Raw genomic sequence first — 14,561 nt, 5'->3', positions numbered from 1 at the left:
CCCGCAGTGTGGCCCGCCCGATAGCTGGATTGACAGCGCAATGACGGCGTCTTGAGGGCAAACGCCTATTGCCGGGATGCACCATCTCAAAGCCGCGAATCGGGATTTCGCCGCATATCTGCCCGTGGGTACAACGGACAATCCAAGTGTCAAGCATTCTCCGGCTGCCGGACCGCCGGTTTTGGCCCATTTGCCAATGGGATTCAGGCTGTGCGTGCACCTTATTACGTGCATTGCGGTAGGCATAGAATTATGGTTTGAGAAGCGGGAAATTCGACGCGTTCTAACCTTTGGCCAACGGCCGAAATCATGACCGCGGCTGATAAACAGGCTTAAGGCAGATCTCGCCGCCCGGTGGGATCGCTGGGGTGACGAGAGCAGGAGCGATAGCGGCATGAAGATGTCGAAGGGCCAAAATGGCCGCCGAGTACTGGGTTTTGCGGTGGCTGCCGCCGTGCTTGCCGCGGCCGGGGCAGCTTTCGCGGCAGGTGGGACGCTGGGTCAGCCGTCGCCTTGGGAAATCACGCTCCAGCCGTCGGCATCGCCGGTGATGGATAACATCACCTGGTTCCATAACTTCCTGCTCTGGATCATCGCCGCGATCACGATTTTCGTCGCGATCCTGCTGGCCATCGTGGCGATCAAGTTCAACGCCCGGAAGAACCCCGTTCCCTCCAAGACCACGCACAACACGCTGATCGAGGTGGTCTGGACCATCGTGCCGGTCCTGATTCTGGTCGGTATCGCCGTGCCGTCGTTCCGCCTGCTGTTCCAGCAGCTCGATATTCCGAAGGCCGATCTCACCATCAAGGCCACCGGCAAGCAGTGGTACTGGACCTATAGCTATCCGGATAACGGCAAGTTCGAATTCGATTCGCTCCTGGTCGCCGACAAGGCGCCGCGCCTCCTGTCGGTGGACAACGAAGTGGTCGTGCCGGTGAACAAGGTGATCCGTGTTCAGACCACTGGCGCCGATGTCATCCATTCCTTCGCGGTTCCGGCCTTCGGCATCAAGATCGACTCCGTCCCGGGCCGCCTCAACGAGACGTGGTTCAAGGCGACCAAGGAAGGCATGTATTACGGCCAGTGCTCCGAGCTCTGCGGCAAGGATCACGCCTACATGCCGATCGCGATTCGCGTCGTAAGCGATCAGGAATTCACCACCTGGGTCGAAGCGGCGAAGAAGAAGTATGCGACCAACCCCGCGAACTCCTACGCGTCGATCGGGGCTGCTGCGCAGTAAGCGCATCGACGGGCGGGCCGGGCGCTTGGCGCCCGCACCGCAAGGCTGACGGGACTAGCTGACGGCACTACGAGGCTTAAAGGATTTGAAAATGGCCACCTCCGCTGCAACACATGATCACGCTCATGACGACCATGCGCACGATCACCCGACCGGGTGGCGGCGTTACGTCTATTCGACGAACCATAAGGACATCGGCACGATGTACCTTATCTTCGCGATCGTGGCGGGCGTCATCGGCGGCGCGATGTCGGTCGCGATCCGCATCGAGCTGATGTATCCGGGCGTGCAGCTCTTCCACGAAGCCCACACCTACAACGTGTTCGTCACTTCGCACGGCCTGATCATGATCTTCTTCATGGTAATGCCGGCGATGATCGGCGGGTTCGGCAACTGGTTCGTGCCCTTGATGATCGGCGCGCCGGACATGGCGTTCCCGCGCATGAACAACATTTCCTTCTGGTTGCTGCCTGCCTCGTTCGCGCTGCTCCTGATCTCGACCTTCGTCGAGGGCGAGCCGGGCGCCAACGGCGTCGGCGCGGGCTGGACGATGTATGCGCCGCTGTCGACCTCGGGTCATCCGGGCCCGGCGGTGGACTTCGCGATCCTGTCGCTGCACATCGCCGGCGCTTCGTCGATCCTCGGCGCCATCAACTTCATCACCACGATCTTCAACATGCGCGCGCCGGGCATGACCCTGCACAAGATGCCGCTGTTCGTGTGGTCGATCCTCGTGACCGTGTTCCTGCTGCTGCTGTCGCTGCCGGTTCTCGCCGGCGCCATCACCATGCTGCTGACCGACCGCAACTTCGGCACCACGTTCTTCTCGGCTGAAGGCGGCGGCGATCCGGTGCTGTTCCAGCATCTGTTCTGGTTCTTCGGTCACCCCGAAGTGTACATCCTGATTCTGCCGGGCTTCGGCATGATCTCGCAGATCGTCTCGACCTTCTCGCGCAAGCCCGTGTTCGGCTATCTCGGCATGGCCTACGCGATGGTTGCCATCGGCGGCATCGGCTTCGTGGTCTGGGCGCATCACATGTACACGGTGGGCATGTCCTCGGCGACGCAGGCCTATTTCGTCGCGGCCACCATGGTCATCGCGGTGCCGACCGGCGTGAAGATCTTCTCGTGGATCGCCACCATGTGGGGCGGTTCGATCGAATTCCGGGCCCCGATGATCTGGGCGATGGGCTTCATCTTCCTGTTCACGCTGGGCGGCGTGACCGGCGTGGTGCTGGCCAACGCCGGCGTCGACCGCGTCCTTCAGGACACCTACTACGTCGTCGCGCACTTCCACTACGTGCTGTCGCTGGGCGCCGTGTTCGCGATCTTCGCGGGCTGGTACTACTGGTTCCCGAAGATGTTCGGCTACATGTACTCGGAGACCATCGCCAAGCTGCACTTCTGGGTGACCTTCGTCGGCGTCAACCTGATCTTCTTCCCGCAGCACTTCCTCGGCCTGTCCGGCATGCCGCGCCGTTACATCGACTATCCGGATGCTTTCGCGGGCTGGAATTTGGTGTCGTCGATCGGTTCGTACATCTCGGCTTTCGGCGTGCTGATCTTCATCTACGGCGTGATCCAGGCGTTCGTCCGCAAGGAGCAGGCTGCTGACAATCCGTGGGGTGCCGGTGCAACGACGCTGGAATGGACGTTGTCCTCGCCACCGCCCTTCCACCAGTTCGAAGTTCTGCCGCGCGTTCAGTAACTGACGCGGCCAAGACCAAGACAATGCATCCGCCGCGGCCCTGTGGCCCCGGCGGATGAAACGATCAGGAAGTGAGTTAGATCTTGTCGATTGTCGACCATCACGCGATCGATCTGTCGCCTCGTATCTCCGAGGCGGGCGTCGCTGACTACATCGCGCTGCTGAAGCCGCGCGTGATGTCACTGGTGGTGTTTACCGCGCTGGTCGGCCTCGTCATCGCGCCCGGTCATTTCCATCCGGTGCTGGCCATCACGTCGATCCTGTGCATCGCCGTCGGTGGGGGCGCGGCGGGCGCGCTGAACATGTGGTACGAGCACGATATCGACGCCCTGATGTCGCGCACCGCCAACCGTCCGATTCCGCGCGGGCGCATTCTGCCTGGTGAGGCGCTGGCCTTCGGCCTGACGCTGGCATTCTTCTCGGTGATGACGCTCGGCATTCTGGTGAACTGGCTGGCCGGAGCGCTTCTGGCTTTCACCATCTTCTTTTATGTCGTGATCTACACGATGTGGCTGAAGCGGTGGACCGCACAGAACATCGTCATCGGTGGTGCCGCCGGTGCGCTGCCGCCGGTGGTGGCCTGGGCCGCCGCCACGGGTTCGCTGTCGCCTGAGCCGATTCTGCTGTTCCTGATCATCTTCCTGTGGACGCCTCCGCACTTCTGGGCGCTGGCGCTGTTCCGCACCGACGATTATCAGCGCGCCAACATCCCGATGCTGCCGAATGTCGCCGGTCCCGATGCGACGCGGCTGCAGATCTTGCTCTATACGATCGTGCTGGTGGCGGTTGCGCTCGCGCCGTGGCCGCTTGGGTATTTCTCCGCAGTCTATGGCGTAACCTCACTGGTGCTCGGCGCAGGAATGCTGTGGCTCGCCATTAGCGTCTATCGCAAGCGCACCGGCAGCGCCGCGCTGCGCGCCACGCGTGGGCTGTTCAAGTTCTCGATCCTGTATCTCTTCGGACTGTTCGCCGTGTTGCTGGCCGAAGTCGTGGTGTCCGCAGCCATGCGGATCTTCTGGTCATGAGCGCAGGCATCGTCATGGACAGCAACAAGAAGCCGCAGCAGGGTATCGTTCTCACGCCGGAGCAGAAGAAGCGCCAGCGCGAGCGCTCGATCGCCATTGCGGTCGCGTTGGGCATTCTGGTGATCCTGTTCTTTGCTGTCACCCTGGTGAAGGGCCCCGCCGTCCTTCATCGACCGATCTGAGGGATGCGAGCGATATGACGCAGCAGCCCGCCAGCAAGCCAAAGCCACGCATCAGCCGCGATGTCATGGTCGCGTCGATCTGCGGCTTTGTCGTCGCCTTCATGGTCGGCGCGTCCTACGCGGCCGTGCCGTTCTATGACTGGTTCTGCCGCGCAACCGGTTTCAACGGCACCACGCAGGTTGCGACATCCGCGCCGGAGAAGTCGCTGGAGCGCCGCATCAATGTGCGCTTCGACTCGAACGTGAGCGGCGGCCTGCCGTGGAAATTCCAGCCGGAGCAGAACGAGATCTCCGTCAAGATCGGTGAGGTCGTCACCGTCTACTACACCGTCACCAACCAGTCCGCGCGCGCGACCGCAGGCGTTGCCGCCTACAATGTCGCGCCGCTGACCGTCGGCGCGTTCTTCCAGAAAATCAATTGCTTCTGCTTCACCGAGCAGACCTTCGGTCCGGGCGAGAAGCGCGAGATGGCCGTGGTGTTCTATGTTGATCCGGCGCTTGCCGCCGATCGCGAATACGACGACCTCAACAGCATCACGCTGTCCTACACCTTCTACCCTGTGAAGGATCCGGCACCGAAGCCGCTCGCGGCGACGGAGACGGACAAGCGCAAGGGCAACCTTTGAGTTTTCGGCTTTAACTGCGACACGCGCCGGATAAGACCGGCATCACGGAGAGACCACATGGCAACGGGCCAAGCCAAACACCACGACTATCATCTCGTCGATCCGAGCCCGTGGCCGGTCGTCGGCTCGATCTCGGCCTTCATCATGGCCCTCGGCGCCGTCGCATGGATGCACAAGATGTTCGCTGGCGCGCCGATCGTGTTCGGCGTCGGCACCATCGGCGTTCTCTACACCATGGCGAGCTGGTGGGGCGACGTGATCCGCGAGGCGGAGCACAAGGGTGACCACACCCGCGTCGTGCAGTTGCATCACCGCTACGGCATGATCCTGTTCATCGCCTCCGAAGTGATGTTCTTTGTGGCTTGGTTCTGGGCTTACTTCAACGCTGCGCTGTTCCCGGCCGACTCGGTCCACTACGTCCGCGACGCCCTGTTCGGTTGCGGCGCCGGCGTTTCTCCGGCTGATTGCAAGGTGCCGGGCGTCTGGCCGCCGAAGGGCATCGAGACCTTCGATCCGTGGCACCTGCCGCTGCTCAACACGCTGATCCTGCTGACCTCCGGCACGACGGTCACTTGGGCGCATCACGCGCTGCTCGAAGGCGACCGCAAGGGCCTGAAGTGGGGTCTGATCCTGACCGTGCTGCTCGGCGCGCTGTTCACCTGCGTGCAGGCCTACGAATACAGCCACGCGGCGTTCAGCTTCGCCGGCAACGTGTACGGCGCGACCTTCTTCATGGCCACGGGTTTCCATGGCTTCCACGTGCTGGTCGGCACCATCTTCCTGCTGGTATGTCTGTTCCGCGCCTACGCGGGCCATTTCACGCCGAAGCAGCATCTCGGCTTCGAGTTTGCCGCCTGGTACTGGCACTTCGTCGACGTGGTCTGGCTGTTCCTGTTCATCGCCATCTATGTCTGGGGACATGGCGCATCGACCATGGCGCACGGCGCGCACTGATTGCGCACCGGGTTCACCCATCAGGGGCGGCCTCCGGGCCGCCCTTTTTTGTGATGCTTTCGCTCTTGCAGCGATGGGGCAGCGGGCGTAGCGAAGGCCGATGAAAGCACGCCATGACCGATGATCCTGCTTCCTCCAGTGTGTCACAGGCTGCGCTGCGCGGCCTTGCCTGCAAGTGCCCGCGCTGCGGAGAGGGCAAGCTCTATGCGGGATTCCTCACGCTGCGCCCGTCCTGCGACGCCTGCGGTCTCGACTACGCCTTCATCGATGCAGGCGATGGTCCCGCAGTGTTCATCATCATGATCGCGGGCTTCATCGTGGTCGGTGCCGCACTGGTTGTGGAGATGAAGTATCAGCCGCCGTTCTGGGTCCATGCCGCGCTGTGGGGGCCGCTGATCCTTGCAACGACCCTGCTGCCGCTGCGGTCGATGAAGGCGTTGCTGATCGCCTTGCAGTATCATCACAAGGCCGCCGAGGGGCAGTTGATTGGGCGTAAGCCGGAATGAATGCGCCACAAGCAGCCATGCCTCGCGGGCGAGGCATCTTCGGTCTTGCCGTGATCGCGCTGATCATGGTGTCGGTGCTCGTGAGCCTCGGCGTCTGGCAGCTTCGCCGCAAGGACGAGAAGCGCGCGCTGATTTCGGCTTTGACCGAGCGGCTCGCTGCTGCGCCAGGTGTATTGCCGGCAGCAACCGCGTGGCCCGCGCTGACACCGGCCCATGACGAATTTCGCCGCGTCAGTTTCAGCGCGACCTTTGAGTCGAAGCCCGACGTCATGGTCTACAGTTCCGGCTCCGCCGTGCGCGACGATATCAACGGGCCTGGCACCTGGGCTTTTATGCCAGCGCGTCTGGCCGACGGCCGCAGCGTCGTCATCAATGCGGGCTTTGTGCAGAACACGATGCAGGACCGCGCGCAGCAGGATCGTGCGGTGAAGCCGCTGGTTACCGGCGCCCCGGTGACGCTGACTGGCTATCTGCGCTTTCCCGAATCCGCCGGAACGCTGACACCGGCAGATGACGTTGTCAGACGCCTGTGGTTTGTGCGCGATCATCGGACCATGGCGAAGGCACTCGGCTGGGGTGAGGTCGCGCCATTTTATATCGACCTCGAATCGCCAGCGCCCCCCTCGGGCATTCCAAAGCCGGGTCCGTTGCACGTCCATCTCAAGGACGATCATTTGCAGTACGCCATCACCTGGTTTGGCCTGGCACTTGTGGTGGCGGGCGCCTTCGTCGCCTGGGTGATCCAGCGTCGCAGGGCTTAACCTGCACCGTTTGGCTTCCTTGTGAAGGCAAAGCTCAGCCGATATGGTGCGGCTTGATCCGGCTGTTTGTCGGATAATTTATCCATCATTATCAAAGGCTTGCTTCAGGCTTGAGCCTTTGGAGGATCGCTTGACGAGCTATATTTCGACACGGGGCGAAGCTCCCCGGCTGGGCTTCTGCGATGTGATGCTGACCGGGCTTGCCCGCGACGGCGGCCTCTATGTGCCGGAGGTCTGGCCGCAACTCAGCCCCGAGATCATCGCGGGTTTTTTCGGCCGCCCGTACTGGGAAGTCGCGGTCGAAGTGATTCGTCCGTTCGTTGCGGATGAAATCTCCGAAGCCGACCTCGGCCGCATGGCCGTTGAGGCCTATGCCACCTTCCGTCACCCTGCAGTGGTGCCGCTCAGCCAGATCGCGCCGGATCGTTTCGTGCTCGAACTGTTTCACGGCCCGACGCTGGCTTTCAAGGACGTGGCGATGCAGTTGCTGTCGCGGCTGATGGATCATGTGCTGGCGAAGCGCGGGCAGCGCACCACCATCGTGGTTGCGACGTCGGGCGATACCGGCGGTGCCGCAGTCGATGCCTTCGCCGGCCGCGACAACGCCGATCTCATTGTGCTGTTTCCGAACGGGCGCATTTCCGATGTGCAGCGGCGCATGATGACCACCAGCGGCGCGGCCAACGTTCATGCGCTGGCGATCGAAGGCACCTTCGATGACTGTCAGGGAATCGTGAAGGGCCTGTTCAACCATCACAAGTTCCGCGACTCAGTCTCGCTGTCCGGTGTGAACTCGATCAACTGGGCGCGCATCGTGGCGCAGGTCGTCTACTATTTCACGTCGGCGGTTGCCCTGGGTGCGCCTGCGCGCGAGGTGGACTTCACCGTGCCGACCGGAAATTTCGGCGACATCTTCGCCGGCTATGTCGCCAAGCGCATGGGCCTTCCGGTCCGGCGTCTGCGGATCGCCGCCAACGTCAACGACATTCTGGCGCGCACGCTCAAGACCGGCATCTATGAAGTGAAGCAGGTCCATGCGACCACGTCGCCATCGATGGACATCCAGATATCGTCAAACTTCGAACGGCTGCTGTTCGAAGCTACCGGCCGCGACAGTGCGATGATCCGCGCGCTGATGGGCTCGCTGGCGCAGTCGGGACGTTTCGTGCTGAGTGATGCGGTGTTGAAACAGGTCCGCGAGGACTTCGATGCGGGCCGCGCCGACGAGACCGAAACCAGCGCCGCGATCCGCGCCGCATGGAAGGAGGCTGGTGAACTGGTCGATCCGCATACCGCGGTGGCGCTCGCGGTCGCCGATCAGGACAAGCCGGTCTCGACCGTGCCGAACATCGTGCTCTCGACGGCGCATGCCGCCAAGTTCCCCGATGCCGTCGAAGCGGCGTGTGGTGTCCGTCCGGCGCTTCCGGCATGGCTCGACGGCCTGATGACAAGGTCCGAACACATCAAGGTCATGAAGAACGATCAGACCGAGGTCGAACGGTTCATTCTCTCGGTGAGCCGTGCTGCCAAGCAGGGAGTTGCCGGATGAGCGTCAACGTCACCAAGCTGCCTTCGGGTCTGACGGTTGTCACCGACACCATGGCGCACATCGAGACGGCGGCGCTTGGCGTATGGACCGGCGTCGGCGGCCGCGACGAGAAGCTAGACGAGCACGGCATGTCGCATCTCCTCGAGCACATGGCGTTCAAGGGGACGACGCGGCGGACCTCGCAGCAGATCGCTGAGGAAATCGAGGCGGTCGGCGGCGATCTCAATGCCGCCACCAGCAACGAGACGACCGCGTATTATGCGCGGGTGCTGAAGGCCGATGTGCCGCTGGCGCTCGATGTGCTGTCAGACATTCTTGCCAATCCATCGTTCGATGCCGAAGAACTGGAGCGCGAGAAGAGCGTGATCGAGCAGGAGATCGGCGCCGCGCAGGATACGCCGGACGATGTGATCTTCGAACACCTCAGCGAGCTGAGTTATCCGGACCAGCCGCTCGGCCGCTCGCTGCTTGGTACGCCGCAGACGCTTGCCGGTTTCAATCGTGACAATCTGCACAACTACCTGACCACGCATTATCGCGGTCCCGACATGGTGGTCGCCGCCGCCGGTGCGGTCGATCACAAACATGTCGTCGCCGAGGCCGAGCAGCGCTTTGCGAGTTTCGAGGGCACGCCGGCGCCGAAACCTGTGCCCGCGATGTTCGGCAAGGGCGGCTCGCGCGTCATTCACCGCGATCTCGAGCAGGCGCATCTGACACTGGCGCTTGAAGGTGTGCCGCAATCGGATCTGTCGCTGTTCAGCCTGCAGGTCTTCACCAACATTCTCGGCGGCGGCATGTCGTCGCGGCTGTTCCAGGAAGTGCGCGAGAAGCGCGGGCTCTGCTATTCGATCTACACCTTCCACGCCGCCTATTCCGACACCGGATTCTTTGGGCTCTATACCGGCACCGATCCCGCCGATGCGCCGGAGATGGTGGAAGTCATCGTCGATGAAATGAACAACGCGGTCGAGACGCTGACTGAAAAGGAGATCGCCCGCTCCAAGGCGCAGATGAAGGCTGGCCTCCTGATGGGCATGGAGAGCTGCAGTGCCCGCGCCGAGCAGATGGCGCGGCACATTCTGGCTTATGGACGCCCGCTGACCGTGGACGAACTGGTGGCACGGATCGATGCTGTCAGTGTGGAATCGGCCCGTAATGCCGCGCGCGGATTGCTCAGCCGCAGCCGTCCGGTCGTTGTCGCTCTGGGCGGCGGCCGCGGGCTCGACACCGCGGTCAGCCTTGCCGAGGGCCTGGCGCGGCCGAAGGCCAAGGCGCTGCTGCACTGAGCCGCCATGGAGAACGCGAGCGGTGATCCTGTAAAGGCTCCGCGCTCGTCGCGTCTTGCACGGGCCTTCTTCCTCGGTCTTGGGTTTGTCTTCGTCGCGCTTGGCGTGATCGGCGCCTTTTTGCCCGTGCTGCCGACAACGCCTTTCCTGATCCTGGCGGCGGCGTGTTTCGCCCGGTCCTCTCCGAGGTTCGAGACCTGGCTTTTGGAGCACGAGCGCTTCGGGCCGACGTTGCGCGAATGGCGTTTGCGCGGGGCCATTCCGCACAGGGCGAAGATGGCGGCGCTTGCCGGGATGATTGTGGGCTTTACCCTGTTCTGGATCGTCGCCGATCCCGGCCTGCCGCTGACACTTGCCGTCGCCGGACTGATGCTGACAGGCCTTGCTTACGTGTTTTCGAGGCCCTCGTAGTTTTTTGATCGCCCCGCCGGCCGGATCGGAATAGCCGGAAAACTGTGCTAGAAAAGGTACGTGGATGCAGAGTGAGCATCCGGATACGGGAAGGGTTCTGGATGGCCCTGTTTCGCTTGCCAACGTCGACGGCTCCCGCGCTTGCCCCGCGCGGACACGGGCTTTTGCTGCGCGCGCCGCAAATGCCGGATTACGTGCAGTGGAGCGAACTGCGCGAGACGAGCCGGCTGTTCCTGACGCCGTGGGAGCCGATCTGGCCATCCGATGACCTGACGCGCTCGGGATTCCGCCGCCGGCTCCGCCGCTACGCCGAGGATATTGCCGAGGACAGGGCCTATCCGTTCCTGGTGTTTCGCGAGAGCGATGGTGTGCTCCTCGGCGGCGTGACGCTGGCCAATGTGCGGCGCGGCATCGTGCAGGCGGGAACACTCGGCTACTGGGTGGGGCAGCCGTATGCCGGCAAGGGCTATATGACCGGGGCATTGCGGATCTTGCTGCCGACCCTGTTCGGCGAACTCAATCTGCACCGCATCGAGGCCGCCTGCATCCCCACCAACCAGTCCTCGATCCGGGTGCTGGAGAAGTGCGGCTTTGCCCGCGAAGGCTTGGCGCGGCGCTATCTGTGCATCAACGGGGTCTGGCAGGACCATTATCTGTACGGCCTGCTAGATGAGGATTTCCGCGGTTAACCAGCCCGTTTGTGGACTGTCTTGCGCCTTTGGTTCGCCGTCTTTGCCCTGCTATAAGGCCGTCTGATCCTTTCCTTTTCCGAACCTTTACGATCCTCGGGGCCGACTGGAAGCAATGATGGCGGGTGACAGGCGTTTGAAGTGCGCGGCAATGGCCGTGCTGGCTGTGGCAGCGACAACGGCGTTATCGGGCTGCGGTGGCGGCAGCATGTTCGGCGGCTCATCCGGCAGTTCATCCAGCGGCTCTTCCTCCATCGGCAGCAAGTTCAGCCAGCTGTTCGGCTCGAAATCGCAGGAGGCCACCACGTCGGCCACGCCGTCGTCACAGGCGACCGAGAACAGCGATCTATCCTGTCCAAGCGTTGCGATCCGTTTTGGTGCGTCCACGCTTGCGGTCGGGACGCCGGGCAAACCGGCTTCCGGCAACGATCTGCGCTATCAGGGGTCGATCACGCGCACCGCGCGCGACTGCAATCTGCAGGGCGGCCAGATCACCGCGCGAATCGGCGTGATGGGCCGGATCATCACCGGCCCCGCGGGGGCGCCGCCGACCGTCGATGTGCCGATGCGCGTTGCGCTCGTGCAGGAGGGCGCACCGGAGAAAGTCATTGTCACCAAGGCGTTCCGCACCTCGGTGGCGCTCGAGGGGGACAACACCGAGTTCAGTATCGTTGCCGAGGACCTTGTCTATCCGACGCCCACCGAGGCGGCGAACGACAAGTACATTTTCTATGTCGGCTTCGATCCCGCGGCGCTCAAGCCAGAACCTGCGGCGCGCAAGCGCAAGAAATAGCGCGCATCATTCATGCCTAAAGAAAAAGCCGGCCTCGAATCAACGAGGCCGGCTTTTTTTGATGATGTGAGCGCTTAGTTCAGCTTGCTGCGGACGTCCTGAATGCCCTTGGCGATCAGGTCGCCAGCGACCTGTCCCTTCACCGACTGCGTCATGATCGACGAGGCGGCGCTGACAGCGGCTTCGGCCGCGGCAGCGCGGACATCCGCGATGGCCTGGCTTTCGGCCTGGGCGATCTTGTTCTCCGCGGTCTTGGTGCGGCGGGCGACAAAATCTTCCATCTTCGCCTTGGCTTCGGCCGCGATGCGCTCGGCATCGGCCTTGGCGTTGGCAACGATATCCTGTGCCTCACGCTCGGCGCTGGCGCGGCGGGCGCGATATTCGGCGACCAGCTTGTTGGCCTCTTCCTTGAGGCGGCGGGCGTCGTCGAGTTCTTTCTGGATGCGATCGCGGCGATGATCCAGCGCTTGCAGGATCGTGCGGTGAACGCCGAAATAGCCGAACACACCCATCAGGATGACGAAAGCGACGGCAACCCAGAATTCTGCTTGGAACATCGTCGTTATCCCTTCAAGGACGCATCGACGGCGCTTTCGACAGCCTTGCTGTCGGGCGCAACGCCGGTGAGACGCTGAACGATGGCAGTCGCCGCATCGGATGCGATCGAGCGGACATTGCCCATCGCGGTTGCGCGCGTTGAGGCAATGGTCTTCTCGGCGTCGGCAAGCTTGGCCGCAAGGCTGGTTTCCAGCGCCTTGCGGTCGCTTTCGGCCTGTGCGTTCAGCTTGTCGCGCGTTTCCGAACCGATCGCCTGAGCCCGCGCCCGCGCATCGGCAAGCTCGGTCTCATAGGCCTTGAGAGCCTGATCGGATTCGTCCTTCAGCTTGTGCGCCTCGGCCAGATCGTTTTCGATCACGCCTTCGCGGTTCGCTATGATGCCGCCGACGCGCGGAAGCGCGAACTTCGACACGATGAAGTAAAGCAGCGCAAAGGCGATCGCGAACGACACCAGCTGCGAGGCAAACGTCTCCTTCTGGAAAGGCGGGAAACCCGCCTTGCCATGACCGTCTGCCTCGGTGTGGGCGGTCGTGCCCTTTGCAGTGCCCTGACCCGTCGCCATGAGCGTCTCCTGTTGGCGTCAGCCGCGGCTCAATGAGACCGCGGCAAACGCATCATCCGGTCTGACTTAGACGGCGAACAGCAGCAGCAGCGCGATCAGCAGCGAGAAGATGCCGAGCGCTTCCGTCACGGCGAAGCCGAAGATCAGGTTTGCGAACTGGCCCTGCGAAGCCGACGGGTTGCGAAGCGCACCGTTGAGGAACTGGCTGAAGATCATGCCGACGCCGATGCCTGCGCCGCCCATGCCGAGACAAGCGATGCCGGCGCCGATGTACTTTGCTGCAACTGGATCCATAGTGAAACTCCTTCTGGGATGTTGGTGTCAGTGGATAAGTGAAATCCGGCCAGTGTCCGAGGTCAGTGTCCGGGATGAAGTGCGTCGTTGAGGTAGATGCAGGTCAGGATGGTGAAGACGTAGGCCTGCAGGAAAGCCACGAGAATTTCGAGGCCGGTGAGCGCGGTCGTCATCGCCAGCGGCAATATCGAACCGAAGATGCCCACAGCGCCGAGCGCGCTCAGCGACGTTACGAATCCCGCAAACACCTTGAGGGTGATGTGACCTGCCAGCATGTTCGCGAACAGACGCACGGAGTGGGACACCGGCCGCGACAGGAACGAGATCACCTCGATCACCATGATCAGCGGCAGGATGTAGAGCGGAATGCCCGAAGGCACGAAAAGTTTGAAGAATTTAAAGCCGTTCTTGTAGATGCCGTAGAGCAGAACGGTGAGAAACACCATCAGCGCCAGCGCCAGCGTCACGATCAGATGGCTGGTGACGGTGAAGGTGTAGGGAATGATGCCGATCATGTTCGCGGTCAGGATGAACATGAACAGCGAGAACACGAAGGGGAAGAATTTCATGCCTTCGTCGCCGACGCTCTCTCTCAGAGTGTCGCCGACGAATTCGTAGGATAGTTCGGCAACGGACTGGAAGCGGCCCGGAACGAGGGCGCGCGCCGCGCTGCCGCCGATCATAAGCAGCGAGACGACGGCTACTGCGCCGAACATGTAGGCGGAGGAGTTGGTGAAAGCGATCTCCTGACCACCGATGTGGCCCAGCGAGAAGATCTTGTGGATCTCAAATTGATGGATCGGATCGGCCATCCACGTTCGTCTTTCATCTTTGCCGGCAAGCCGGACAGTCATACCCGCCAGAGAGCTGGCTTGAAATTCCAGGCGATTCCCAAGGACCGGTCGCGGGACCTGTCAGGAGCGGTCGGGCGCATCGCGGTTGGCGACGCCGGCTGCCCGCATCACGTTAATCACGCCGGCAGTGAAGCCGAGCAGAAAAAACACGATCAGACCCCAAGGGGACGTCGAAAACAGACGGTCGATGCCCCAGCCGATGACCGCTCCGACAAGGACACCTGCGATCAATTCGGAGGAGAGGCGAAACCCCTTTGCCATCGCTGACGCGTTGGCGGAGGCTGCCCCGCTTCCCGACTGATCTGTCTGGTTCTTGCGGCCATTCCGGACTTCGGAAAGCCGATGATTCAGACGTGCGAGCCTTGCGGAGAGCGCAGTTTCTTCGGCCGACGGTTTGTCTCGTCCATTGTCGCCGCGACCTTTGTTGTGTGCGCCCACCATGATGTCGACACCCACGCCCCGCCGCGCGATTTCAGAGAAAAACGCCCCGCCACCCACGAAAACCGCGCGGACCATACTGACGGCCTACGGTCAAGTCAAGATTGCCTGATTGACATGTA

18 protein-coding genes are annotated in these 14,561 nt (G+C 62.4%); 13 read left to right on the top strand and 5 right to left on the bottom strand.

Annotated features, from left to right (window positions below; all coding sequences use genetic code 11):
* Positions 1-394 precede the first annotated feature (394 nt).
* From coxB to AC1Q67_RS16145, 13 genes are all read left to right on the top strand, one after another.
* Positions 395-1,243 carry a cytochrome c oxidase subunit II gene (gene coxB, locus AC1Q67_RS16205; protein WP_492236340.1) on the top strand — a complete coding sequence of 283 codons (849 nt, stop codon included), beginning with the start codon at positions 395-397 and terminating at the stop codon, positions 1,241-1,243.
* A 91-nt stretch (positions 1,244-1,334) separates the two neighbouring features.
* Complete coding sequence (gene ctaD / locus AC1Q67_RS16200; RefSeq protein ID WP_024577228.1) at positions 1,335-2,951, top strand: cytochrome c oxidase subunit I; 1,617 nt, start codon at positions 1,335-1,337, stop codon at positions 2,949-2,951.
* Positions 2,952-3,034: 83 nt separating this feature from the next.
* Positions 3,035-3,976: a heme o synthase gene (locus AC1Q67_RS16195; protein WP_024577229.1), complete on the top strand. Its 942-nt coding sequence runs from the start codon at positions 3,035-3,037 to the stop codon at positions 3,974-3,976.
* Positions 3,973-4,158, top strand: coding sequence for a cytochrome c oxidase system small membrane protein (locus AC1Q67_RS16190; RefSeq protein ID WP_006022896.1), 186 nt, complete (start codon positions 3,973-3,975; stop codon positions 4,156-4,158). The genes AC1Q67_RS16195 and AC1Q67_RS16190 overlap by 4 nt, the downstream gene beginning before the upstream one ends.
* Positions 4,159-4,172: 14 nt before the next feature.
* On the top strand, positions 4,173-4,784 hold the full coding sequence (locus AC1Q67_RS16185; protein WP_024577231.1) for a cytochrome c oxidase assembly protein: 612 nt from the start codon (positions 4,173-4,175) through the stop codon (positions 4,782-4,784).
* Between the two features lie 57 nt (positions 4,785-4,841).
* Positions 4,842-5,738, top strand: coding sequence for a cytochrome c oxidase subunit 3 (locus AC1Q67_RS16180; protein WP_024577232.1), 897 nt, complete (start codon positions 4,842-4,844; stop codon positions 5,736-5,738).
* Positions 5,739-5,851: 113 nt separating this feature from the next.
* On the top strand, positions 5,852-6,244 hold the full coding sequence (locus AC1Q67_RS16175; protein ID WP_024577233.1) for a DUF983 domain-containing protein: 393 nt from the start codon (positions 5,852-5,854) through the stop codon (positions 6,242-6,244).
* On the top strand, positions 6,241-7,005 hold the full coding sequence (locus AC1Q67_RS16170) for an SURF1 family protein (RefSeq protein ID WP_296395697.1): 765 nt from the start codon (positions 6,241-6,243) through the stop codon (positions 7,003-7,005). Before AC1Q67_RS16175 ends, AC1Q67_RS16170 begins: the two co-directional genes overlap by 4 nt.
* 130 nt (positions 7,006-7,135) lie before the next feature.
* The gene (gene thrC, locus AC1Q67_RS16165) at positions 7,136-8,554 is read left to right on the top strand and encodes a threonine synthase (protein ID WP_024577235.1); all 1,419 of its coding nucleotides are present in this window, start codon (positions 7,136-7,138) and stop codon (positions 8,552-8,554) included.
* Positions 8,551-9,840: a M16 family metallopeptidase gene (locus tag AC1Q67_RS16160; RefSeq protein WP_296395698.1), complete on the top strand. Its 1,290-nt coding sequence runs from the start codon at positions 8,551-8,553 to the stop codon at positions 9,838-9,840. Before thrC ends, AC1Q67_RS16160 begins: the two co-directional genes overlap by 4 nt.
* Before the next feature lie 6 nt (positions 9,841-9,846).
* A complete protein-coding gene (locus tag AC1Q67_RS16155; protein WP_024577237.1) occupies positions 9,847-10,251 on the top strand; it encodes a YbaN family protein in 405 nt (134 codons plus the stop codon).
* Between the two features lie 101 nt (positions 10,252-10,352).
* Complete coding sequence (locus AC1Q67_RS16150) at positions 10,353-10,940, top strand: GNAT family N-acetyltransferase (protein ID WP_492236339.1); 588 nt, start codon at positions 10,353-10,355, stop codon at positions 10,938-10,940.
* 151 nt (positions 10,941-11,091) lie between these two features.
* Complete coding sequence (locus tag AC1Q67_RS16145) at positions 11,092-11,733, top strand: hypothetical protein (protein ID WP_244432775.1); 642 nt, start codon at positions 11,092-11,094, stop codon at positions 11,731-11,733.
* 74 nt (positions 11,734-11,807) lie between these two features.
* Here AC1Q67_RS16145 and AC1Q67_RS16140 read toward each other — a convergent pair whose 3' ends face one another.
* The 5 genes from AC1Q67_RS16140 to AC1Q67_RS16120 form a co-directional block, all read right to left on the bottom strand.
* Entirely contained in the window at positions 11,808-12,290 is a 483-nt protein-coding gene (locus tag AC1Q67_RS16140; protein WP_296395699.1) for a F0F1 ATP synthase subunit B family protein, read from the bottom strand.
* Between the two features lie 5 nt (positions 12,291-12,295).
* Entirely contained in the window at positions 12,296-12,853 is a 558-nt protein-coding gene (locus tag AC1Q67_RS16135) for a F0F1 ATP synthase subunit B family protein (RefSeq protein ID WP_492236337.1), read from the bottom strand.
* Positions 12,854-12,919: 66 nt separating this feature from the next.
* Positions 12,920-13,147, bottom strand: coding sequence for a F0F1 ATP synthase subunit C (locus AC1Q67_RS16130; RefSeq protein ID WP_006022884.1), 228 nt, complete (start codon positions 13,145-13,147; stop codon positions 12,920-12,922).
* A 62-nt stretch (positions 13,148-13,209) separates the two neighbouring features.
* Complete coding sequence (locus tag AC1Q67_RS16125) at positions 13,210-13,959, bottom strand: F0F1 ATP synthase subunit A (protein WP_492236335.1); 750 nt, start codon at positions 13,957-13,959, stop codon at positions 13,210-13,212.
* A 102-nt stretch (positions 13,960-14,061) separates the two neighbouring features.
* A complete protein-coding gene (locus tag AC1Q67_RS16120) occupies positions 14,062-14,442 on the bottom strand; it encodes an AtpZ/AtpI family protein (RefSeq protein WP_492236476.1) in 381 nt (126 codons plus the stop codon).
* Between the last annotated feature and the right edge of the window lie 119 nt (positions 14,443-14,561).

This window comes from Afipia sp. GW823-FHT06G09 (assembly GCF_058794875.1).
The sequence above is the reverse complement of the archived record's forward strand: the minus strand, read 5'-3'. Positions and strand labels throughout refer to the sequence as shown.